A 23,295-nucleotide genomic window follows, 5' to 3' on the forward strand; every position below is an offset into this window, starting at 1 on the left:
TCAGGCATCCCTTCCCATCAGGCCCGCTGGACGCACGAGCAGCACGATTGCCATGACCACGAAGATCACGATGTTAGAGGCTTCGGGGTAGAACACCTTGGTAAGCCCTTCAAGAATGCCGAGCATGTAGCCGGTGATGATCGCGCCGAGGATCGAGCCCATGCCGCCGACTACCACCACGGCAAACACTACGATGATCAGATTCGAGCCCATCAAAGGGCTGACCTGATAGATCGGCGCGGCAAGAATGCCGGCGAATCCCGCCAGTCCGGCGCCGAGCCCGTAGGTGAAGGTCAAAAGCAGCGGCACGTTGATGCCGAAAGTGCGCACCAGCGTGGGGTTTTCCGTTGCGGCGCGTAGGTAGGAGCCGAGCTTGGTCTTCTCGATCAAAAGCCAGGTGCCCAGGCAGATCAGCAGGGACGCCAGTACGACCCAGGCGCGGTATTTGGGCAAAAACATGAACCCGAGGTTGTAGCCACCCGAAAGCAGGCTCGGCACCGCATAGGGCTGGCCTGAGGAGCCGTAGTAGTAGCGGAACGCACCTTCCAGCGCGAGCGCCAGACCAAAGGTGAAGAGCAGTCCGTAGAGGTGATCCAGGTTATACAGCCGCGACAGCGCCAGCCGCTCAACGGCTGCGCCGGCCAGACCAACAATTAGGGGTGCAAGGATCAGCGCCGGCCAGTAGCCGATGCCCAAGACGGCCAGCAGCAGATAGCCGGCAAAGGCGCCCATCATGTACTGCGCGCCGTGGGCGAAATTGATGACCTTCAGCAGGCCAAAGATGATCGCCAGGCCGAGGCTGAGCATGGCGTAGAACGAGCCGTTGATCAGACCTATCAGCAGCTGGCCGAGAAAGGCCTGAATGGGTACGCCGAAGATCTCCGTCATCAGACCCCCAGGGTTTCGTTGAGTAAGGACATGCGGCTTGGCAACTCGTCCACGTGGAAGCTTTCGACGATCTTGCCGTGATCGACGAGATAGAAACGGTCGGCCACTTTGCTGGCGAAACGGAAGTTCTGCTCGACCAGCAGGATGGTCATGCCGCGCTGCTTGAGCGTGAGCAAGACATCGCCAATCCGTTGGACGATGACCGGTGCCAGGCCTTCCGTGGGTTCGTCCAGCAACAGCAATTTCGCCCCGGTTCGCAGGATGCGCGCGATGGCGAGCATCTGTTGCTCGCCCCCGGAGAGCTTGGTGCCGGCGCTGTTGCGCCGTTCCTTGAGGTTGGGAAATAGCGCGTAGATGTCGGCGGTGGACATGCCACCTTTGGCGATCACGGGGGGCAGGTTAAGGTTCTCGTCAACGGTCAGGGTGGCGAAGATCCCCCGTTCCTCCGGCACGAAACCGATTCCGGTGTGGGCGGCGCGATGCAGGGGGACGCGCATCATGTCGTGCCCGTCGAAATGAATGGTTCCGGTGCGCTTGCGAATGATGCCCATGATCGAGCGCAGTGCAGTGGTCTTGCCGACGCCGTTGCGGCCTAGCAGCGTTACGGTTTCGCCCTGATGTACATCCAGATCGATGCCGTGCAGCGCATGGCTTTCGCCGTACCAGGCGTTCAGCTCACGCACGCTCAGCAGGGGGGTCACATCATTCATCGTCAGTCCCCATGTACGCTTCTCGCACCCGTGGATCCTGGCTGACGCTGCTGTAATCGCCGGAGGTGAGGATCTCGCCGCGCTGCAGTACGGTTACCTGATGACAGAGGTCAGCAACGACCTTCAGGTTGTGCTCGACCATCAGCACCGCCCGGCTGCGAGCCACCTCGCGAATCAGGTCGGAGACAATGTGCACATCCTCGTGGCCCATCCCGGCCATGGGCTCATCGAGCAATAGCACTTTCGGCTCGAGCGCCAGTGTGGTGGCTATTTCCAGTACCCGTTTGCGGCCGTAGGAAAGATCCGCAGCCGGACTGTTACAGGCATCTTGCAGCCCAACCGACTCGATCAGCGCCATGGCCCGGTCATTCAATCGGTTCAGCGAGCGTAGCGGCAGCCAGAACTGTGTCGCCAACCCGCCCGGCCGTTGTAACGCCACGCGAACGTTTTCCAGCACGCTGAGATGCGGAAACACCGCGGAAATCTGAAACGACCGCACCAGCCCCATGCGCGCGACCTTAGCGGGATCGGTACGGGTGATGTCCTGATCGAGCAGCCGAATGCTGCCACTGGTGGGTTGCAGAAACTTCGTCAGCAGGTTGAACACCGTTGTTTTGCCTGCGCCGTTGGGGCCGATCAGCGCATGGACCTGAGCGTGGTGTACGTCCAGGTCCACGTTGTTGACCGCAACGAACCCACCGAACTCACGGCGCAACCCGCGCGCCGAGAGCACGACGCGCGGTTGGGCACCGGCGGCCGGGGAGGCTGTGGCTTCTCCGGCTGTGCGACTACGCGTGGTCGCCATGCTTATTGCGTGGCCAGATCGCAGCCGCTCTCGGCGGGCTTGATGTAAGCCTCATCGCCCGGCACGGTCGCGAGCACCTTGTAGTAGTCCCAGGGTTTTTCGCTCTCGTCCGGCTTTTTCACCTCCATCAGGTACACGTCACTGATCAGCCGACCATTGGCGCCAACGGTGGCATTGCGTGCGAACAGGTCGTTGACGGGCATTTCATGCATGGCTTTGGCGACTGCTTCGGTTGCGTCTGTTCCGGTCTTGTCGATGGCCTTCAGGTACTGCATCACACCGGAGTAGGTGCCGGCGTGGACCATGTTGGGCATGCGCCCGGTGCGCTCGAAGAAGCGCTGCGCGAACTCGCGGGACTGGTCATCGCGGTCCCAGTAGAAACTTTCGGTCAGGGTCAGGCCCTGCGCCGCTTCCAGACCCAGGCCGTGCACTTCCGACAGGGTGAAAAGCAACGCTGCCAGTCGTTGGCCGCTGGCGACAATGCCGAACTCCGCGGCCTGCTTGATGGCGTTGGCGGTGTCCAGCCCGGCATTGGCCAGGCCGATGACTTCAGCGCCGGAGGATTGCGCCTGCAACAGAAAAGAGGAGTAGTCATTGGTTGCCAGTGGATGGCGCACCGAGCCCTTGACCTCGCCACCGTTGGCTTCGACGAAGGTGCTGGTCTGCTCCTCCAATGAATAGCCGAAGGCATAATCGGCGGTCAGGAAATACCAGCTTTTGCCGCCTTGAGAGACCAGCGCGCCGCCCGTGCCGACCGCCAATGCATGGGTGTCATACGCCCAATGAAAGCCATACGGCGAGCACTGCTTGCCCGTCAGCTCTGTCGTCGCGGCGCCGGTCACCAGGTTGATCTTCTTCTTTTCCTTGGAAATGCCCTGCACTGCCAGGGCAACCGAGGACGTGGTCAGCTCCATGATCGAGTCGACCTGCTCACGGTCGTACCACTGGCGAGAGATATTCGAGGCGATGTCGGGCTTGTTCTGGTGGTCGGCCGTGACAATCTCGATCGGTGCGCCTTGAACCTTGCCGCCGAAATCCTCAGCAGCCATTTTCGCCGCCTCGTAGGACCACTTTCCGCCGAAGTCGGCGTAGACCCCTGACTGATCATTGAGAATGCCGATCTTCACCTTGCCGTCGGAAATCTCCGCCGCTGCGGCGGGCAGCGCAGCCGCCGCGCTCAAGGTTGCCGTTGCTAATGCCAGAAGCTTCATCATCGCCTATCTCCTTGGGGAATGAGCGCGTGCAGAGCGGCGTTTGCCGGCTGCCACGCATTGAGCCGTTCGGTAGTGGGTGGGGCGTGGGTTAGGGCGGGCAGCACGCATCGAACGCGACACGCTTGGTGCGCGATGAGGCGGTACTGCGAGGAATCGGGAGAGAGCGGTCGAGCCGACAATGCAATCGGGCGGCGCTAAATGGGTGGTTGCTTTGAAAAGACTGGGGCCGCCGCGCTGAACGGGCACGGACAGTCGATGGGCGTCCGACGCTACGAATGGTGCTCGACCTGACATGGGTTTCTTCTAATTATTGTTTTGTAGAACTAAACGTAGCAGGGGATCAGGCAGACGCAACTGCGCCGCTGCGATGAGCATGTTGTGCACCGGCAGGCCATCGTTGCCGGGCCGCTTGAACGGCCCGCGCTAGCCGCAACGGGAGACGAGCGGCGCTAAATCCAAAGGCGCCGTTCTACCGGGCGACGAGGATGTCGCAGGGTGGCTGGTCGAGGTATTGCCGGGTCAGGCTGCCCAGCAGTGCGTTGCTGATTTCCCCACGGCTGTGGCTGCCGAGTGCGAGGAGTTGCGGCTCGACCGCCGCGATTGCCGACTCGAGACAGTTGCTGCGCTCACCGAACCGAAAGCTCGAGTGGAGCCGATTGCCCGTCTCGTCCAAGTCAGCGTGCAGGTCGGCGACCAGTTGATCGAACAGCTCCCGCTGCAGTGCCAGCTCGGGCTCGTCGGGCTGCTGGAGTTCAGAGACCTCGTGGATAGTCAGTGCGGTCAGCTTGCCCTGTGCAGGCAGTAGCTGCCAGGCGGCTTTCAGCGCACGGCTGGCGCACCCTGAATAATCCAGCGCGGCCAGCACGTGTGCATACGGTGCTATCGGAGCGACCGCAAGCAGCAGCGGCGCAGGGCAGCGCTGCAGCACTTGTTCGAGCGTGGTGCCGGCGAATCCTTGAGACGATTGCCGGTGATGCCGACCCATGATCACCAGGTCGGCTTCCAGGCCGGCCGCTTGTGTGAGGATTTCCTCTGCAGCGCGGCCCTGTCGAAACCAGGGTTGCATCTGGTGGAGCTGATAGCGGTCCAGTGCCGTCTGCAGCCAGGAGCGGGCGTGCCGTTCGTCGGCATCCTTCGAGCGTTCGTCCAACACGTGCATAAGGCTCAGACGTGCGCCGGTCTGCGCCGCCAACTGTGCTGCACGACCCAATGCCAGATCGGCTTCAGGGCTGAGATCATGGGCGATGAGTATGTGCTGGACCATGAAAGCCTCCCGGTTACTTGAGCGATAGGCGGCCAGTATGCCGCGCATCGCCAGATACTGTCCTGATCGCCATCAGTCCCGTGGCGCTCGACTGTAACCGGCGTAATGCGCGCGCGTTGACCCGGAGTGCTTTTTTCGCTGGGCCGCTAACGCTATGCTGGCGGCCATTCAAGCAGGAGCGAGTGATGAGCAAGGTCAGTGTGCTGGTAGTCGATGACGCGCCCTTCATTCGGGATTTGATCAAGAAAGGTTTGCGCAGCCACTTCCCGGGGATTCGCATCGAGGACGCGGTGAACGGGCGCAAGGCTCAGCAGATGCTCGATCGGGACACCTTCGACCTCATCCTCTGCGACTGGGAAATGCCCGAAATGTCCGGGCTTGAACTGCTCACCTGGTGCCGCGCGCAAGACAAGCTCAAAACCACGCCGTTCATCATGGTTACCAGCCGTGGCGACAAGGAAAACGTGGTGCAGGCGATCCAGTCCGGGGTGTCTGACTTCATCGGCAAACCCTTCTCCAATGAACAGTTGACGACCAAGGTACGCAAGGCGCTGGGGCGTGCCGGGAAGCTCGATGCGCTGGCCGCCAGTGCGCCTGCGCGTCCTACCAACACAGGGATGGCCAACGATTCGCTGGCTGCACTGACGGGCGGGAAAGCAGAGGTCGCTAAACCGAGTGCTAGCGCACCGCCTGTTGCAGCGTCGCCATTGATCAGGCCCCCAGCGGGCAAACCAGCGGCGGCGAATTCCGGGCGCGGGCAGGGCCAGCTGCGCCTGGCATCGGGCACCCTTGCGTGTGTGATCAAGGCCCTGAGCCTCAAAGAGGGATTGCTGGTGGTCAAGCGCGGCGAGACGCTACCGCAGATTCTGGAAAGCGCTGTGCTCGATCTGGAGCAGGGCGAAGGCGGCGAGGTGGCGCGGCTCAACGGCTATCTGCATGCGGTCGCTGCGGTAGAACCGACGCCCGACAGTGAGTGGCTGCAGCTGACCTTCCGCTTCGTCGATCGCGATCCGCAAAAACTAGATTACCTCTCCCGGCTGATTGCCCGGGGTACCGCGCAACGGCACTTCGTTCCGGGCGCGTGACGGTTTCGAAGCGCTGATCAGGTCGATTCCGGTCCGCTCATCTGAAAACCACCGTAGCGCCGGAACAATTTCACAGCCCGACGGTCCGCGGCTCGCGGATCCTCCGTTGCGCTGCTAGTCTGCGGACCTCTTACTACATAACCACATGAAGTCTGCCGTTATGTTGGGGCGCATCATTTTTCTTCTCGGGTCGTTCTGGCTGGCCTCGTCCGCCTCGGCCCTGACTATCTACAAATACACCGACGCCAACGGCGTGGTCACCTACAGTGACCAGGCTGCACCTGGCGCACGCGTGTTTACCTTCAGCGATCGGATGGTCGAAACGCTCGACAATCAGGTCAAGCTGGAAACCCGTAAGCACGCTGCCGGCGAGACGCTGCTGGTACGCAACGACCTTTTCGCCCCGGTCGATATCGAACTCAAACTGACCGGCGTGCAGAATGCGGTCGGTGTGCCAGACAAGCCAATCCGTTGGGTTTTGCCCCCACGAAGTCAGATTCGACTGGCCACGCTTGCACCGCTCGACCCGTCCAAACCGCTCCGCTACACGCCGAAACTGCGCCACGCGCTGGGCGACCCTCGCTTGCTTCCCAAACCCTATCGCTACCCGCTGCCCTGGCGCGGCGGCCCGTTCCGTCTGACCCAGGGTGCCAACGGCAAATACAGCCATTTCACACCGAAAGGCCGTTATGCGGCTGACATCGCCATGCCAGAAGGCACGCCCATCGTGGCGGCGCGTGGCGGGATGGTGGTGAAGATTGAGAATTCACAGAGCGGACGGGGCAACAACCCGGCCGGCAATTTCGTCCGCGTCCTGCATGATGACGGCACCATGGGTGTCTACCTGCACCTGATGAAGGGATCGGTGAGTGTCCGCGAAGGTCAGCGCGTCGCAACCGGCAGCGTGTTGGCGCGGTCGGGTAACACCGGCAACAGCACGGGTCCGCACCTGCACTTCGTGGTCCAGCGCAACGTCGGTCTGGCGGTCGAATCGATTCCTTTCGATTTCGCCCAGCCGGTCAATAGCCTTCCGAATTTCGCTGTCGGCGGGGACTGAGTCGGGGCGACTGCAAGGCAGTCACCACCGCCAGTAATCGTTACTGCTTGAGCACCTTGGCCAGAACGATTTTGGGTCCGCGCATCTTCTTGATGACGATCTGCAGCTCCTCGATGAACAGCACCTCATTCTCTTCCGGAACCCGCTTCAGGGTTTCGTAGATCAGTCCGGCCAGGGTGTCGGCTTCAATGTGGTCGAGGTCAACGTGCAGCAGTCGCTCGACCTTGTACAAAGGCGTATCGCCACGCACCAGCAGCTTGCCGGGCTGATAGGCGAGGATGCCGCGCTCAGTCTTGCGGTGCTCGTCCTGAATGTCGCCCACCAGCACTTCGAGCACGTCTTCCATCGTCAGGAAGCCCACCACCTTGTGATCGCCTTCCTCGACCAGCACGAAATGCGCGCCGCCCTGGCGGAACTGCTCCAGCAGCGCGTTCAGCGGCAGATGGCGGGACACGCGTTCCAACGGTCGCAGGAGTGCCGTGAGGTCGAAGTGCTGCGCCAGCTGCTCGTCGCCCGCCAGCGCCAGTAGCAAGTCCTTGATGTGCAGCAGGCCGACGTATTCACCCTGCTCGGAATCGAACACGGGATAGCGGCTGTATTTATGTCGGCGGATCAGTTCCAGGATGTCGCTCAGCGAGGCGTCGTGCTCCAGCTGTAAGAGGTCTTCGCGTGAATTGGCCCAGTCGGCGACTTCCAGCTCGCTCATCTCGACGGCGGAGGCCAGCACCTTGATGTCCTGGTTAGCCGGGTCCAGCGCGCGATTGGAGTGCAGGATGAGTTTCAGCTCGTCACGGCTGTAGTGATGTTCATGAAGCCCGCCAGGCTCGCCTTGGCCGGCCACGCGGAGGATCGCGTTGGCGCTGGCATTCAGCAGGTAGATCGCCGGGTACATTGCCCAATAGAACAGGTACAGCGGCGCGGCCGTCCACAGCGAGAGGAGTTCTGGCTTGCGAATCGCCCACGACTTGGGCGCCAGCTCACCGATGACGATGTGCAGGTAGGAAATGATGAAGAATGCCGTGAAGAAGGCGATGCCATGCACGACGGCTTGTGATTGAACGCCCGCAGCGGCCAGAACGGGCTCGAGCAGGTGAGCGAAGGCGGGCTCGCCGACCCAGCCGAGCCCGAGTGAGGCGAGCGTGATGCCGAGTTGGCAAGCTGACAGGTAGGCATCCAGCTGGGTATGGACTTTGCGCAGGATATGCCCGCGCCAGCCATGCTCTTTGGCGATGGCTTCGACTTTGGTGGAGCGTAGTTTGACCATCGCAAATTCGGCTGCAACGAAGAAACCGTTGAGCAGAACCAGGAACAATGCAAAGAGGATCATGCCGAAATCGGCGAAGTAGGATGAGGCGGCGTAGCTGGGGGAAGGGTCCATTATGGTGTCGGGTAGTCGATGACGGCCCAAGGATGGGGTCGACTCGGGGTAATTTCAAGGCGGCCAGCGGGGCTGCGACTCTCCGGTGGCGATGCGCTCACTCCACCGAGGCCTGGGACAGCGGAAAGTGGCAGGTAAAAATCGAGCCTTTGCCCGGCGTGCTGTTTACATCCAGACGCCCCTGATGGCGCAGCAGGACGTGCTTGACGATGGCCAGCCCGAGCCCTGTTCCGCCGGTGTTGCTGGCGCGGCTGGAATCGACCCGGTAGAAGCGTTCCGTCAGGCGCGGTAGGTGCTTGGATTCGATTCCGATACCTGAATCCTGTACCGCCAGGTGAGCGCCCTGTTCATTGCACCACCAGCGAATGTGCACCTCACCGTTGTCGGGGGTGTACTTCACTGCGTTGAACACCAGGTTGGAAAACGCACTTCGTAACTCGCTTTCGCTGCCCTTGAGCAGCAGGCTCGCATCGGCTTCTAGCGTAATTTGATGGTTGCGGTCGCCAGACAGCGCCTGAGCATCGCTCTTGATCGTTTGCAGCAGCTTGGCGATGGCCACGGGCTGGGTATTGGTGGGCGGGCTGGTGGCCTCCAGCTTGGCCAGTAATAGCAGGTCGTTTAGCAAATGCTGCATGCGTCCGGCCTGTTGATTCATCTGATTCAGCGCCCGCGGCCAGCGCGGAGGCATTTCATCGGTGTGCTCGAGCATCGTTTCCAGATACCCCGCAATCACCGTCAGTGGCGTCCGCAGTTCGTGGGACACGTTGGCGACGAAATCCTTGCGCATCTGCTCCAGCTGATGGAGCCGGGTAATGTCGCGCACCACCATCAAGTGCTCGCTGTTGCCGTAGCGGGTAATGGTGACTTGCAACCAGAGCCGGTCATTGATCGGTGACGACAGTTCCAGCGGTTCTTCATGACGGCCCCTGTCGAAGTACTCCTTGAAGCTGGGATGGCGTACCAGGTTGGTTACCGGATGGCCGGTGTCCTGCGGCTTCTTCAGGCCCAGCAGCCGTTCGGCGGCGGGGTTCCACCACTCCAGATTGCCGTCTCTGTCGAGCATGATCACGGCGTCTTTGAGCGCTGTCGTCGAGCCTTGCGCTCGGTCGATCACTGACTGCAGCTGCCCGCGCAGGCGGAGGTCCCGGCGTTGCATCTGATAAAGGTTGTCGAAAATGTCGCCCCACAGGCCCTGACCGTCGGGCGGCGGCTCGTCCGGCTGGCTACGCTTGAGCCACTGCTGCAAACGACGCATCTGCTGCAGCATCCAACCGAGATAGCCGACCAGCCCCGCGACCAGGGCCCACGCATACTCACCCGTGATCAATCCGATCAGCAGGCATCCGGCCAACAGCAGAAGCAGCTGGCGCACCAGCGCGCCTTGCCAGTCTTGGTTCACCGCTAACGCTCCTTGAGGCAGCTTGGGGCCGGTCGGAAATCATGATGTACAACGCCCACTGACGCGCGGCGGTTGCGGCGTGTTCAGCTCTTGGTGGAAAAGCGATAGCCGGTGCCGCGCACGGTCTGCACCAGGTTCTCATAGGTCTCGCCGAGCGCTTTGCGCAGGCGCCGGATGTGGACGTCTACAGTGCGCTCTTCAACGTACACATTGCCGCCCCAGACCTGATCGAGCAATTGCCCGCGGGTATAGGCGCGCTCCTGATGCGTCATGAAGAACTGAAGGAGACGGTACTCGGTCGGGCCCATGTCCGCCGGCGAACCATCAATGGTGACGCGATGGCTGATCGGATCGAGCAGCAGGCCGCCAATTTCAATCGGCGTCTCGTTGTCGCTAGGCGTGGCGCGGCGCAGAACAGCTTTCAGCCGTGCCACCAGCTCGCGAGGTGAGAAGGGTTTGGTGATGTAATCATCCGCACCGACTTCGAGACCCTGGATCTTGTTGTCCTCGGCGTCCTTGGCGGTGAGCATGATGATGGGGGTGTTCGCTGTCATTTCATCGCGTTTGAGGCGCCGCGCCAGCTCGATGCCGGAGGTGCCGGGGAGCATCCAGTCGAGCAGGATCAGGTCCGGTTGGCGATCGATGATCAGCGCATGTGCCTGCTGGGTATTGTCCGCTTCGAGACACTCGTAGCCAGCCATCTCCAGCGCCACCACGATCATCTCGCGAATCGGCGCTTCGTCATCGACGATCAGTATGCATTTGCCGTTCATGTCCGCTCTCGGTCCGGTTCTTGTCGTTCGGCATTAGATAACGGAAATGTTGCAGCCATGTGACAGAAAAGTGCTGCGCCTGTCTCGTGTTGAGCGCTCTAGCTCGCCCTCGTGGCGTAGTCGAGGACGATCCCTGCAAGAATGGCCAGCCCCGCCCAGTGGTTATGCAGGAAGGCCTTGAAGCAGACGTGCGCCTTTCGTGACCGGGTCTTCCAGAACTCCCATGCGAAGCAGGCAGCGGCGATAGTCAAACCGAGGTGGAACCACTGTCCAAGCTCGAAACGTACGCCCGCGAGGATCAGGCAGAACAGCGCCAAGATCTGGAGGCTGAGAATGATGATTCGGTCTGCCTCGCCAAACAGGATTGCCGTGGACTTGATCCCAATCTTCAAGTCGTCCTCGCGGTCGGCCATGGCGTAATAGGTGTCGTAGCCGACGGTCCAGACCACGTTGGCGATAAACAGGAGCCAGGCTTCGGGTGGCAGCTCACCCCGCTCGGCGGTGAACGCCATCAGCATGCCCCAGGAGAAGGCGGCCCCAAGGACAACCTGCGGGTAATAGGTGTAGCGCTTCATGAACGGGTAGAGCGCGGCGACGCCAAGTGCGCCGAAGGACAACCAGATGGTGGCGGCATTGGTCAACAGCACCAGGCCGAAGCTCAGCGCGACGAGGATGGCAAACAGCATCCACGCTTCCTTGGATGTGATCTTGCCAGTGGCGAGCGGGCGGCCCTTGGTGCGGCTGACGTGGCCATCGAGGTTGCGGTCGGCAAAGTCGTTGATCACGCAGCCGGCGGCTCGCATCAACACCACACCGAGGATGAAGATCACCAGATTCTTGATACTGGGCGAGCCTTCACCGGCAATCCACAGCGCCCAGAGCGTCGGCCACAGCAACAGATAGGTGCCGATCGGGCGATCCAGTCGCATCAGCTGGATGAAGTCCCAGGCCCGTGGGTGAAGGCGGTTGCTCGACTGCAGAAGCTTCTGGTACATCAGCGGGTCTCCGGTCGGTGAAGGCGGTTGCGGGGCAGTTTGTGCCGGCGTCAGGGGGTTATCCGTGCGGCCCGCCACAGGGCCGGCAGAAACACTTCAGCGACCAGTACTTGCAGGTCTCCCTGGCTGAAGCAGGAACGGCGCGCCCAGAGTTGGGGCTCGCGCCTGTCCTGCGGTAGCCACGCCTCGGGGTAGCGACGGGCTTGCAGCGGCCCGCGCGCGAACGCCGGATCGCTGAAAAGCAGTTCCCCCAGCGAGCGGCTGCCCAAGTGCGGCAGATCCAGGCCGGACTGTTCCAGGGCGCTGCGGGCGGCGACGCTGCGGGCGAAAACCCAGGGGTCCTGTTGGCCGCGTAGATAGACCTCGCGAACCCAACCCAGGCTTCCTTTTGCGACGCCCAGCGCCGCGCATTCATCGTCACGCAAGGGCTGCCAACCCTCCGTCAGCGGCGTCACGCTGAACGCGCCTTCCGCCAATTCGGTGAGGCGGCGCGTGAGTGAGCCTTTATCGACATACAACCAATCATGCACGTCGGGGGCGAGCGGGGCGGACAGTTGGTCAGCGGAAAACCAGTCTTGAGAGTCAGGCACGAGCGATAGCGGGCTAGCAAAAAGAGGCGGCGAGTCTAGCACGCGGCTAAAACGTCGCTCCAAGCGGTGGCCTGTTACGGCCGGCCTGTCAGGCCCAGCCTTCCAGCCGCATGGTCGCGCGCACCAGGCGTTGCTCTTCCTGTTCGATTTCCTTGAGGTTGTCACGAATGCTGTGAATGTGGTCCCGCGCCGCGCGCTGGGCTTGATCTGGCAGGCGCTCGGTCACGGCGTGGAACAGCCTCGAGTGCTGACGGTCGATCTGTCGTTTCTGCATGGGGCGGTGATAGAGGTTGTTCACCGAGGCGAACACGGTGGACAGCATCAGATCAGTCAGCGATTGCAGCGTATGCACCAGTACCGGGTTATGCGACGCCTCGCTGACAGCCAGATGAAAGGCATGGTCGAGGCGCGCGTGCTCACGTGGATCGGCGGCTTCTTCGGTGTGGGCGGCGAGCATTTCTTCGTAGCGACGGCGCAGCAGGATGAAATCAGCGTCCGTGCCGCGCAGTGCCGCCAGACGGGCCGACTCGCCCTCCAGCAGGGCGCGAACTTCGAGCAGGTCGAAAAGCGTACGCGGCTGCGAGTTGAACAGGTGCATCAGCGGGCTCGCATCCTGTTCGCCGGAGAGCTTTGCCACATGGGAACCGCGGCCCTGCGCCGTCTCGATGATGCCGCGACCGCGCAGCACCCGCAGGCCCTCGCGTAGCGCCGAGCGCGAGATGCCGAGTTTTTCGCACAGACGGCGTTCCGACGGCAGCGTCTGGCCGACCTTGAGCACGCCGTCGACGATCAGGCGCTCAATGCGCTCGGCTACGACGTCTGCCAGCTGACGGCGTTCTTGGCTATTTTCGATCTGCATAATGGCTCCGGACTGGTAGGACCAGTTTGGCAGAAGTCTATAACAACTTAGGCGGGGACGGCGAAGCGCCCTGATATTCGGCCGCTGGCGGCCGTTTCAGAAAGCGCCTCACGAAAGAAACTGGTAGGACCAGTGGTTTTCCAAGTGGACGGCAGGTTGTGTCAGGTCGATGATGCGTCAAACCACCGCAGCTGGCCGTGCTGACGGTGAACGAAAGAAGAGCACGACAGCCATGAACATTCTCTACGACGAACGCGTCGATGGTGAGCTGCCCAAGGTCGACAAGGCAGCGCTGCTGGCCGACCTCCAGGCGCAACTGCCCGACATGGACATTCTCCATCGCGGCGAAGACCTCAAGCCCTACGAGTGTGACGGCCTGTCCGCCTATCGCACCACGCCCATGCTCGTGGTGCTGCCTGAGCGTATCGAACAGGTCGAAACCCTGTTGAAAATCGCCCACACGCGTGGCGTGCCGGTCGTCGCTCGCGGCGCCGGAACCGGGCTATCGGGCGGTGCGCTGCCGCTGGAGCAGGGCATCCTGCTGGTGATGGCGCGCTTCAACAAGATCCTTGAAGTCGACCCGGCCGGTCGCTTCGCCCGCGTGCAACCGGGTGTGCGCAACCTCGCCATCTCCCAGGCGGCGGCGCCCTATGACCTGTATTACGCGCCCGATCCCTCGTCGCAGATCGCCTGCTCCATCGGCGGCAACGTGGCTGAGAACGCCGGCGGCGTGCATTGCCTGAAATACGGCCTGACCGTGCACAACCTGCTCAAAGTCGAGATCCTCACCGTCGAGGGCGAGCGCATGGTGCTCGGATCGGACGCGCTGGATTCGCCGGGCTTCGACCTGCTGGCGCTGTTCACTGGCTCCGAAGGCATGCTTGGCATCGTCACTGAGGTAACCGTCAAGTTGCTGCCCAAGCCGCAGGTGGCGAAGGTGCTACTGGCGGCATTCGATTCGGTGGAAAAAGCCGGTCGTGCGGTAGGCGACATCATCGCCGCGGGCATCATCCCCGGTGGCCTGGAAATGATGGACAACCTGTCGATTCGTGCCGCCGAAGACTTCATCCACGCCGGTTACCCGGTGGACGCCGAGGCGATCCTGCTCTGCGAACTGGATGGCGTTGAGGCCGATGTTCACGATGACTGCGCGCGGGTGGGCGAGGTGCTCAAGCTGGCCGGCGCCACCGAGGTGCGGCTGGCCAAGGACGAGGCCGAGCGGGTCAAATTCTGGGCCGGGCGCAAGAATGCCTTCCCGGCGGTCGGGCGAATCTCGCCGGACTACTACTGCATGGACGGCACCATCCCGCGCCGCGAGCTGCCGGGCGTGCTCAAAGGCATTTCCGATCTGTCCGAGGAATACGGCTTGCGTGTGGCCAACGTGTTCCATGCCGGCGACGGCAACATGCACCCGCTGATCCTCTTCGATGCCAACACAGAAGGCGAGCTGGAACGCGCCGAGGCGCTGGGCGGCAAGATTCTCGAACTGTGCGTGAAGGTCGGCGGCTCGATCACCGGTGAACACGGTGTCGGTCGCGAGAAGATCAACCAGATGTGCGCCCAGTTCAACGCCGACGAGCTGACGTTGTTCCACGCCGTGAAAGCGGCATTCGACCCCAGCGGGTTGCTCAATCCGGGCAAAAACATCCCGACGCTGCACCGCTGCGCCGAATTCGGCGGCATGCATGTCCATGGCGGGCAACTGCCCTTCCCTGAACTGGAGCGCTTCTGATGACGGTTTCCTTCGACGACAGCCAGCAGCTGCTCGATCAGGTCAACCAGGCGTTGGCCAGCAATACCCCGCTGCGCATCCAGGGCGGCGGCAGCAAGGCGTTCCTCGGCCACGAGGTGCAGGGCACGCTGCTCGACACCCGTGCCCATCGCGGCATCGTCACCTATGACCCGACCGAGCTGGTAATCAGCGTTCGCGCTGGCACGCCATTGGCGGAGCTGGAAGCGGCGCTCGACGAGGCCAATCAGATGCTGCCCTGCGAGCCCCCCCATCTGGGCGAAGGCGCTACGGTCGGCGGCATGATCGCGGCGGGCTTGTCCGGGCCGCGTCGGCCCTGGTCTGGCTCGGTGCGCGACTTTGTACTGGGTACTCGGGTCATCACCGGCCATGGCAAGCACTTGCGCTTTGGCGGTGAGGTGATGAAAAACGTCGCCGGCTACGACCTGTCACGCCTGATGGCCGGAAGCTTTGGTTGCCTTGGCGTGCTCACGGAGGTCTCGCTCAAGGTGCTGCCCAAGCCGCGCCTGTGCCGCAGCCTGCGGGTCGAGATGCCGGTCGATCGCGCACTGCTCAAACTCGCCGAGTGGGGGCAGCAACCGGTGCCGATCACGGCGGCGAGTCATGACGGTCAGGCGCTGCATTTGCGTCTGGAAGGCGGCGAAGGTTCGGTGAACGCCGCGTGCGACCGTATCGGTGGTCAGACGCTGGACGTGGGTTACTGGAACGAACTGCGCGAACAGCGCCTGGGCTTTTTCAGTGACGCGCGCCCGCTGTGGCGCCTGTCGCTGCCGACCGACACCCCGGTGTTGGCCTTGCCCGGCGACCAGCTGATCGACTGGGCCGGCGCCCAGCGCTGGCTGAAATCCGATGCCGACGCGCATGTAATTCGCGCCATCGTCAGCGAAGTGGGCGGTCATGCCACCTGTTTCACCGCTGGCGCCGCGGCTAGCCCGTTCCAGCCGCTGGCCGAGCCGCTGCTGCGCTATCACCGCCAGCTGAAAGCGGCGCTCGACCCGCAGGGGATATTCAACCCCGGCCGCATGTATTCCGAGGTCTGATATGCAAACGAATCTGAGTGAAGCCGCGAAGAAGCTGCCGCGCGCCGAGGAAGCCGAAAGCATCCTCCGTTCCTGCGTGCACTGCGGTTTCTGCAACGCGACCTGCCCGACCTATCAATTGCTCGGCGACGAGCTGGACGGCCCGCGTGGGCGCATCTATTTGATGAAGCAGATGTTCGAGGGCGGTGAGGTCACGGAAAGCACCCAGACCCACCTGGACCGCTGCCTGACCTGCCGGAACTGCGAAACCACCTGCCCGTCGGGCGTGCAGTATCACAACCTGCTGGATATCGGCCGGGACTTCATGGAGCAGCAGGTGCAGCGCTCGGCGGGTGAACGCCTGCTGCGCACCGGCTTGCGTACCGTCATCCCGCGTCCAGGGCTGTTCAAGGCGTTGCTGGGTACCGGCAATGCGCTGCGCCCGTTGATGCCGGCGACGCTCAAGGCGCACATGCCACGCCAAGTCACCCCGGCCAAGCCGCGACCGCAGGTGATGCATGCGCGTCGGGTGCTGATGCTTGAAGGCTGTGTGCAACCGAGCCTGTCGCCCAACACGAATGCGGCGACGGCACGGGTACTGGATCGCCTCGGCATCAGCGTATCGACGGCCCGTGAAGCGGGCTGCTGCGGCGCAGTGGACTATCACCTGAACGCCCAGGAAGCCGGCCTCGACCGTGCGCGCCGCAACATCGATGCCTGGTGGCCCGCCATCGAAGGCGGCGCCGAAGCCATTGTGCAGACCGCCAGCGGTTGCGGTGCCTTCATCAAGGACTATGGTCATCTGTTACGGGATGATCCGGCCTATGCGACCAAGGCGGCGCGGGTCAGCGAATTGGCCAAGGATCTGGTGGAGGTGATGCGCAGCGCTGAGCTCGAGCGGCTCAACGTCAAGGCTGACAAGCGCATGGCCTTTCATTGCCCTTGCACCCTGCAACACGCACAGAAGCTCGGCGGCGCGGTCGAAGACGTGCTCACGCGGCTCGGCTTCCAGCTCACCGCCGTGCCGGATGCGCATTTGTGCTGTGGTTCGGCGGGCAGCTATTCAATCACCCAGCCGGTGCTATCCAAGCAATTGCGCGACAACAAGCTGACAGCGCTGGAAAGCGGCAAGCCGGAGGTCATCGTCACCGCCAATATTGGCTGCCAGACGCACCTCGACGGTGCCGGGCGGACGCCGGTTCGGCACTGGATAGAGATCGTAGAGGAGGCGATGGGCTGAAGCCGTAGGGTGGGCTTCAGCCCACCAGCATTTCAGACAGCGCTCCGTGTATCGGTGGGCTAAAGCGGAACCCCGCCCGGCCCACCCTTACCGGTCAATCTGGCAGCTCTGGCAACGGCCCGAGCGAACAACCGAAATTCGAAGACAGGAGAGACCATGAAAACCAAAGCCGTACTGACCCAGACTGAAGTGACCGCCATCCTCGCCGCCGCGCGCACCGAAGCGCAGAACAACGGCTGGGCCGTGACCATCGTGGTCGCCGACGACGGCGGTCATCCGCTGGCGCTGGAGCGTCTGGACGGCTGCGCGCCAATCGCCTCCTACATCGCCACCGAGAAGGCCCGTAGCGCCGCAGTCGGCCGTCGCGAAACCAAAGGTTACGAGGACATGGTCAACGGCGGCCGCAACGCGTTCCTGTCCGCACCCGTGGTCTGCTCGCTGGAGGGTGGCGTACCGGTGATTGTCGACGGTAGCGTCATTGGCTCGGTTGGCGTGTCTGGCGTAACCGCCACGCAAGACGCGCAAGTGGCCAAGGCCGGCGCAGCAGCCGTGGGCAATTGACTCAGACGAACTCAGGAGAAACGGACATGACCGAGCGTGTAACTCTGGGCCGCCTGCAAGTCGCGGCCAACCTGCAACGTTTCATTGAAGACGAAGTGCTGCCCGGCAGCGGTGTCGAAGCAGCGGCTTTCTGGAAAGGCTTCGACAAGCTGGTCCATGACCTGGCGCCGAAGAACCGCGAGCTGCTCGCCGAGCGCGATCGCCTGCAGGTCGAACTGGACAACTGGCACCGCAGCAATCCCGGCCCGATCGGCGACATGCCGGCCTACCGCGCCTTCCTCGAATCCATCGGCTACCTGCAGCCCGAGCCGGGCGAGGTGAAGATAAGTACCAGCAATGTCGACAGCGAGATTTCCAGCCAGGCCGGCCCGCAGCTGGTGGTGCCGATCGGTAACGCGCGCTATGCGTTGAACGCCGCCAATGCCCGCTGGGGCTCGCTGTATGACGCCCTCTACGGCACCGATGCCATCAGCGAAGAGAACGGCGCGCAGAAGGGCCCGGGTTACAACGAGGTACGCGGTGCCAAGGTCATCGCCTTTGCGCGCAACTTCCTCGATCAGGCCGCACCGCTGGCTGAAGGCAGCCACGCCGATTCGGTCAGCTACCGCGTGCAGGACGGTCAGCTCAAGGTCACGCTGGAAAATGGCAACGTGAGCGGCCTGAAGCAGCCGGAAAAATTCGTCGGCCATCAGGGCGAAGCGGTCGAGCCGACGGCGATTCTGCTGAAAAACAACGGTCTCCATGTCGAGATCCAGATCGATCCGAACAGCCCGATCGGCCAGACCGATGCCGCCGGCGTGAAGGATCTGCTGATGGAAGCGGCCGTCACCACCATCATGGACTGCGAAGACTCCACCGCAGCCGTGGACGCTGACGACAAGGTGCTGGTCTACCGCAACTGGCTGGGCCTGATGAAGGGCGACCTCGTCGAAGACCTGGAGAAGGGCGGTAAGCGCATCACCCGTCGTCTCAACGCCGACCGCGAATACACCGCGGCCGACGGCTCGAACCTGACGCTGCACGGCCGCTCGCTGCTGTTCATCCGCAACGTCGGTCACCTGATGACCAACCCGGCGATCATCGACGGCGAAGGCCACGAGATTCCCGAAGGCATCATGGACGGTGTGGTCACCAGCCTGATCGCCAAGCATGACCAGCAGCGCAAGGGCAACTCGCGCACCGGCTCGATGTATATCGTCAAGCCGAAGATGCACGGGCCGGCCGAAGTAGCGTTCACCGACGAGCTGTTCGGTCGCGTCGAGGACCTGATCGGTCTGCCGCGCCATACCCTCAAGGTCGGGATCATGGACGAGGAGCGTCGCACCAGCGTCAACCTCAAGGCGTGCATCGGTGCTGCGAAGAACCGCGTAGCCTTCATCAACACCGGCTTCCTCGACCGCACCGGTGATGAGATGCACACCATCATGGAAGCCGGCGCCGTGCTGCGTAAGGGCGACATGAAGAGCACCGCCTGGATCCAGGCCTACGAGCGCAACAACGTGCTGGTCGGTCTGAATTGCGGCCTGCGTGGCAAGGCGCAGATCGGCAAGGGCATGTGGGCCATGCCGGACCTGATGGCCGCCATGCTCGAGCAGAAGATTGGTCATCCGAAGGCTGGTGCCAACACCGCCTGGGTGCCGTCGCCGACCGGCGCCACGCTGCACGCGCTGCATTACCACCAGGTCGACGTGCAGGCCGTTCAGGCCGAGCTGGAGAAGATTGATCTGGCGGGTGAGCGCGACAAGCTGACCAACGATCTGCTGACCATTCCGGTCGCGCCGGAGCGCAACTGGTCGGCTGCGGAAATCCAGCAGGAACTGGACAACAACTGCCAGGGCATTCTCGGTTACGTGGTGCGTTGGGTCGAGCAGGGCGTTGGTTGCTCCAAGGTGCCGGACATTCATGATGTCGGCCTGATGGAAGACCGCGCCACGCTGCGTATCTCCAGCCAGCATCTGGCCAACTGGCTGCACCACGGCGTGGTTGATGAAGCACAGGTTCGCGAGACCCTGGAGCGCATGGCCAAGGTGGTCGATCAGCAGAACGCCGGCGATCCGGCCTATCGCCCGATGGCCACCGACTATGCTGGGTCTGCTGCTTTCCAGGCGGCGTGCGACCTGGTGTTCAAGGGGCGCGAGCAGCCGAGCGGGTACACCGAACCGCTGCTGCATGCCTGGCGCCAACGCTTCAAGCAGCAGGTCGGTTGAGCAGTATCGACAGCAAGACCGGTGGCCGGCAAGAGCTGGCCAGCGGTGCTAATGGACGAGCCCCGGGCGCTTCGAGCGCTCGGGGCTTTCGAGCAAGAGGGGCCGGCCAACGTGACCCGTTGGTCGGTCGCTCAGGCTGATGTGGCGCTCATATCGGCCATGCGTGGGACCGGGCTTTCCCGGATAGAAGCGGTTCACAACAAAAAACAAGGAACCCAACAATGAGTCAGACACTGCTGTCCATACTGGCCTTCGTGCCGCTGGTGCTGGCGGGGGTACTGCTGATCGGCTTTCGCTGGCCGGCCAAGTACGCAATGCCGCTGGTTTTCGTGCTCACTGCGTTGATCGGCCTTCTGGCTTGGGACATGACCTTCAACCGGGTCCTGGCTTCCACGCTGCAAGGGCTGATTCTGACTGCCGCGATCCTCTGGATCATCTTCGGCGCCATCCTTCTTCTCAATACGCTCAAGCACTCCGGGGGCATCGCGTCGATTCGTCGGGGCTTCGCCAACGTGAGCCCGGACAAGCGCGTCCAGGTGCTGATTGTGGCCTGGCTGTTCGGTTGCTTCATCGAAGGCGCCTCGGGCTTCGGTACGCCGGCTGCGGTCGCTGCGCCGCTGCTGGTCGCGCTGGGCTTCCCCGCGCTGACGGCGGTTGTGCTGGGCATGATGGTGCAATCCACGCCGGTATCCTTCGGTGCGGTGGGTACGCCAATTCTGGTGGGTGTCGCCGGTGGTCTCGACCAGGCCACGCTGGGTGGTCAGCTGGCAACGGTGGGTAGCAGCTGGGACGTGTTCTTCCATCTGATCTTCTCCCGCGTCGCGATCATTCACGCGCTGTGCGGCATCCTCATGCCGTTGATCATGATCTGCATCATGACCCGCTTCTTTGGGCGCAACCGCTCCTGGGGCGAAGGCCTGAGCATGGCGCCGTTCGCCATCTTTACCGGCCTGGCGTTCGTGATTCCCTACGCGGCCGCGGGCGTGTTCCTCGGCCCGGAATTCCCTTCAATGATCGGCGCGCTCGTGGGCCTGGCCATTGTCGTTCCGGCGGCCAAGGCAGGGTTCCTGCTGCCAAAGGACAGCTGGGACTTCGCGCCAGCCAGTGAATGGCCGGTGGAGTGGATGGGCAAGATCGAGATGAAGATCGACGACGTCGCGGGTCGCACGCCGATCTCTGTACCGATGGCGTGGGCACCCTATCTGCTTTTGGCGATCTTCCTGGTGATGTCACGGGTGTTCCCCGACCTCAAGGCGGCGCTGATGTCGGTGAGCTTTGGCTGGAAGGACATCCTCGGCGAGACCGGCGTATCCGGCACCCTGGAGCCGCTGTACCTGCCCGGCGGGATCCTCTGCATGGTGGTGTTGGTGACCTTCTTCCTGCACCGCATGAAGCCGGCTCAGCTGGGCGCAGCCATCTCCGAATCGAGCAAAACGCTGCTCGGCGCGGGCTTTGTGCTGATCTTCACCATCCCGATGGTGCGGATCCTGATCAACTCCGGCGTCAACGGTTCGGATCTGGTGTCGATGCCGGTGGCCATGGCGCAACTGGTAGCCAACAGCGTGGGCGGTGTCTATCCGTTCTTCTCGCCTGCGGTCGGTGCGCTGGGCGCGTTCATCGCCGGTTCCAACACCGTGTCCAACCTGATGCTGTCCCAGTTCCAGTACAACACGGCCGGGCTGCTGGGGATTTCCGGGGCGCTGATGGTTGCGCTGCAATCGGTGGGCGCCGCGGCGGGCAACATGATCGCCATTCACAACGTGGTGGCGGCGTCGGCTACGGTCGGTCTGCTCGGGCGCGAAGGCATCACCTTGCGCAAGACCATGCTGCCGACGCTGTACTACCTAGTGCTGGCCGGCACCATTGGCCTGATCGGCTTCTACGTGATGGGTATCAGCGATCCGCTGGTGGGTATTGCGACCGCCAGCTAACCAGGCGAACGTGAACCCGGACGGGCGGCTTAGGCCGCCCGTTTTGCTTTGCCCTGAATCTCCCTCGCGGGGCTAGGGTCTATCACGCGAGCGCTGGAGTTTGGCGGTCCGCAGCGTTCTGGTATAGCGTGCAGCGCAACGGAAACTGATCGAGGTGAACATGAAAAAGTGGCAATGCGTGGTGTGCGGGTTCATCTATGACGAAGCCGAGGGCTGGCCGGACGAGGGCATCGCGCCCGGCACCGCCTGGGAAGACGTGCCGGAAGACTGGCTCTGCCCCGACTGCGGCGTCGGCAAGATGGATTTCGAAATGATCGCGATCGGCTGATATGAACGACACGAACAGTAAACACGCACCGCTGGTGATCATCGGCACCGGGCTGGCCGGCTACAACCTAGCCCGGGAGTTTCGCAAGCTGGACAGCGAGACGCCCCTGCTGCTGATCACGGCGGACGATGGGCGCTCTTACTCCAAACCCATGCTCTCGACCGGCTTTGCCATGAACAAGGACGCCGATGCCTTGGGCATGACCGTGGCCGGGCCGATGGCCATTCAGCTCAACGCCGAAATCCGCACCCATACCCGGGTGACCCGTTTGGAGCCGGAGAAACGTCGCGTCTGGATTGGCAGCGAGCCCGTACCTTATCGAGACCTGGTGATCGCCTGGGGCGCACAGACCATCGAGGTACCTGTGGCAGGCGATGCGCAGGACGCGGTCTTTCCAATCAACGACCTGCTCGACTACGGCCGTTTTCGCGAGGCCGCACAGGGCAAGCGACGCGTCCTGATCCTGGGGGCCGGTCTGATTGGCTGCGAGTTTGCCAATGACCTGTTGCAGGGCGGCTATGAAGTCGCGTTAGTGGCGCCGTGCGAGCAGGTGATGCCGTCCTTGCTGCCCGTCGAGCCTGCCGCTGCCGTACAGCGCGGCCTGGAGTCGCTGGGTGCACGTTTTTACCTGGGGCCGGTGCTGGAGCGATTGGAACGGCATGGCGCTTCGCTGGTAGCGACATTGTCGGATGGCCAGCGGCTGGATTGTGATCTCGTCGTGAGTGCGGTCGGCTTACGTCCCCGCGTCGAGCTCGCAGCGGCTGCCGGTCTGTCCGTCAACCGTGGAATCAGCGTTGATCGCCACCTACGGACGTCTGCCCAGCATGTCTATGCGCTGGGTGATTGTGCCGAGGTGGATGGCCTTAACCTGCTCTATGTTATGCCGTTAATGAGCGGCGTCCGGGCACTGGCGAGAACGCTCACCGGTCAGCTGACGCCGGTCACCTACGGGCCGATGCCGATTACCGTCAAAACGCCGGTTTGCCCCTTGGTAGTTTCGCCACCGGCAACCGGCAGCATCGGTAATTGGCAGGTTGAAGGCGAGGGCAATGATCTCAAGGCGCTGTTCCATGGCCGCGATGGTCGTTTGTTGGGTTACGCGCTGACCGGGTCAGCCGTGAAAGAGCGCCTCGCGCTGAATAAACAGCTGCCTCCAGTGTTGGCGGAACTGCCACAAGTTCTGTCGCTAAAGTCCCGGGATTGATTCTGGAATGCGCGGGCAGGGGCTGGCGCGAGTGCTAG

Annotated in this window: 21 protein-coding genes; 10 read left to right on the forward strand and 11 right to left on the reverse strand. The window is 62.7% G+C overall.

Annotated features, from left to right (window positions below):
• The 5 genes from K4O48_RS01665 to K4O48_RS01685 form a co-directional block, all read right to left on the reverse strand.
• Window positions 1-888, reverse strand: coding sequence for a branched-chain amino acid ABC transporter permease (locus K4O48_RS01665; RefSeq protein WP_222910468.1), 888 nt, complete (start codon window positions 886-888; stop codon window positions 1-3).
• Window positions 888-1,598, reverse strand: a complete 711-nt coding sequence (locus K4O48_RS01670) for an ABC transporter ATP-binding protein (RefSeq protein WP_222910469.1) — start codon at window positions 1,596-1,598, stop codon at window positions 888-890. Before K4O48_RS01670 ends, K4O48_RS01665 begins: the two co-directional genes overlap by 1 nt.
• Entirely contained in the window at window positions 1,591-2,403 is an 813-nt protein-coding gene (locus K4O48_RS01675; RefSeq protein WP_409518915.1) for an ABC transporter ATP-binding protein, read from the reverse strand. Before K4O48_RS01675 ends, K4O48_RS01670 begins: the two co-directional genes overlap by 8 nt.
• Window positions 2,404-2,405: 2 nt before the next feature.
• Window positions 2,406-3,614 (reverse strand): ABC transporter substrate-binding protein, encoded by a 1,209-nt coding sequence (locus tag K4O48_RS01680; RefSeq protein WP_222911939.1) that lies wholly within the window; start codon window positions 3,612-3,614, stop codon window positions 2,406-2,408.
• 472 nt (window positions 3,615-4,086) lie between these two features.
• Window positions 4,087-4,881, reverse strand: coding sequence for a universal stress protein (locus K4O48_RS01685; protein ID WP_222910470.1), 795 nt, complete (start codon window positions 4,879-4,881; stop codon window positions 4,087-4,089).
• A gap of 185 nt (window positions 4,882-5,066) precedes the next feature.
• Here K4O48_RS01685 and K4O48_RS01690 point away from each other — a divergent pair, with 185 nt between their 5' ends.
• A complete protein-coding gene (locus K4O48_RS01690; protein WP_222910471.1) occupies window positions 5,067-5,966 on the forward strand; it encodes a response regulator in 900 nt (299 codons plus the stop codon).
• A gap of 160 nt (window positions 5,967-6,126) precedes the next feature.
• Window positions 6,127-7,023, forward strand: coding sequence for a peptidoglycan DD-metalloendopeptidase family protein (locus K4O48_RS01695; RefSeq protein WP_222911940.1), 897 nt, complete (start codon window positions 6,127-6,129; stop codon window positions 7,021-7,023).
• A gap of 40 nt (window positions 7,024-7,063) precedes the next feature.
• Here the strand turns inward: K4O48_RS01695 and K4O48_RS01700 are convergent, their stop codons facing one another.
• From K4O48_RS01700 to glcC, 6 genes are all read right to left on the reverse strand, one after another.
• Window positions 7,064-8,401: a hemolysin family protein gene (locus tag K4O48_RS01700; RefSeq protein WP_222910472.1), complete on the reverse strand. Its 1,338-nt coding sequence runs from the start codon at window positions 8,399-8,401 to the stop codon at window positions 7,064-7,066.
• A 97-nt stretch (window positions 8,402-8,498) separates the two neighbouring features.
• Window positions 8,499-9,800: a phosphate regulon sensor histidine kinase PhoR gene (phoR, locus tag K4O48_RS01705; protein ID WP_222910473.1), complete on the reverse strand. Its 1,302-nt coding sequence runs from the start codon at window positions 9,798-9,800 to the stop codon at window positions 8,499-8,501.
• Window positions 9,801-9,883: 83 nt separating this feature from the next.
• A complete protein-coding gene (gene phoB, locus K4O48_RS01710; RefSeq protein WP_222910474.1) occupies window positions 9,884-10,573 on the reverse strand; it encodes a phosphate regulon transcriptional regulator PhoB in 690 nt (229 codons plus the stop codon).
• A gap of 98 nt (window positions 10,574-10,671) precedes the next feature.
• Window positions 10,672-11,568 (reverse strand): 4-hydroxybenzoate octaprenyltransferase, encoded by an 897-nt coding sequence (gene ubiA / locus K4O48_RS01715; RefSeq protein ID WP_222910475.1) that lies wholly within the window; start codon window positions 11,566-11,568, stop codon window positions 10,672-10,674.
• A gap of 50 nt (window positions 11,569-11,618) precedes the next feature.
• Window positions 11,619-12,158 (reverse strand): chorismate--pyruvate lyase family protein, encoded by a 540-nt coding sequence (locus K4O48_RS01720; RefSeq protein WP_222910476.1) that lies wholly within the window; start codon window positions 12,156-12,158, stop codon window positions 11,619-11,621.
• Between the two features lie 88 nt (window positions 12,159-12,246).
• On the reverse strand, window positions 12,247-13,017 hold the full coding sequence (gene glcC, locus K4O48_RS01725) for a transcriptional regulator GlcC (protein ID WP_222910477.1): 771 nt from the start codon (window positions 13,015-13,017) through the stop codon (window positions 12,247-12,249).
• Window positions 13,018-13,249: 232 nt separating this feature from the next.
• Here glcC and glcD point away from each other — a divergent pair, with 232 nt between their 5' ends.
• From glcD to K4O48_RS01765, 8 genes are all read left to right on the forward strand, one after another.
• Window positions 13,250-14,749: a glycolate oxidase subunit GlcD gene (gene glcD, locus K4O48_RS01730; RefSeq protein WP_222910478.1), complete on the forward strand. Its 1,500-nt coding sequence runs from the start codon at window positions 13,250-13,252 to the stop codon at window positions 14,747-14,749.
• The gene (gene glcE, locus K4O48_RS01735; RefSeq protein WP_222910479.1) at window positions 14,749-15,807 is read left to right on the forward strand and encodes a glycolate oxidase subunit GlcE; all 1,059 of its coding nucleotides are present in this window, start codon (window positions 14,749-14,751) and stop codon (window positions 15,805-15,807) included. Before glcD ends, glcE begins: the two co-directional genes overlap by 1 nt.
• Before the next feature lies 1 nt (window position 15,808).
• A complete protein-coding gene (gene glcF, locus K4O48_RS01740; RefSeq protein ID WP_222910480.1) occupies window positions 15,809-17,026 on the forward strand; it encodes a glycolate oxidase subunit GlcF in 1,218 nt (405 codons plus the stop codon).
• Between the two features lie 156 nt (window positions 17,027-17,182).
• A complete protein-coding gene (locus tag K4O48_RS01745) occupies window positions 17,183-17,587 on the forward strand; it encodes a heme-binding protein (RefSeq protein ID WP_222910481.1) in 405 nt (134 codons plus the stop codon).
• A 26-nt stretch (window positions 17,588-17,613) separates the two neighbouring features.
• On the forward strand, window positions 17,614-19,794 hold the full coding sequence (locus K4O48_RS01750; RefSeq protein WP_222910482.1) for a malate synthase G: 2,181 nt from the start codon (window positions 17,614-17,616) through the stop codon (window positions 19,792-19,794).
• 221 nt (window positions 19,795-20,015) lie between these two features.
• Window positions 20,016-21,725, forward strand: a complete 1,710-nt coding sequence (locus tag K4O48_RS01755) for an L-lactate permease (RefSeq protein WP_222910483.1) — start codon at window positions 20,016-20,018, stop codon at window positions 21,723-21,725.
• 160 nt (window positions 21,726-21,885) lie between these two features.
• Window positions 21,886-22,053, forward strand: coding sequence for a rubredoxin (locus tag K4O48_RS01760; RefSeq protein ID WP_122167216.1), 168 nt, complete (start codon window positions 21,886-21,888; stop codon window positions 22,051-22,053).
• 1 nt (window position 22,054) lies between these two features.
• A complete protein-coding gene (locus K4O48_RS01765) occupies window positions 22,055-23,257 on the forward strand; it encodes an NAD(P)/FAD-dependent oxidoreductase (RefSeq protein WP_222910484.1) in 1,203 nt (400 codons plus the stop codon).
• The last annotated feature ends 38 nt before the right edge of the window (window positions 23,258-23,295 follow it).

The organism is Pseudomonas sp. DNDY-54, assembly GCF_019880365.1.
Lineage (GTDB): Bacteria > Pseudomonadota > Gammaproteobacteria > Pseudomonadales > Pseudomonadaceae > Stutzerimonas > Stutzerimonas stutzeri_P.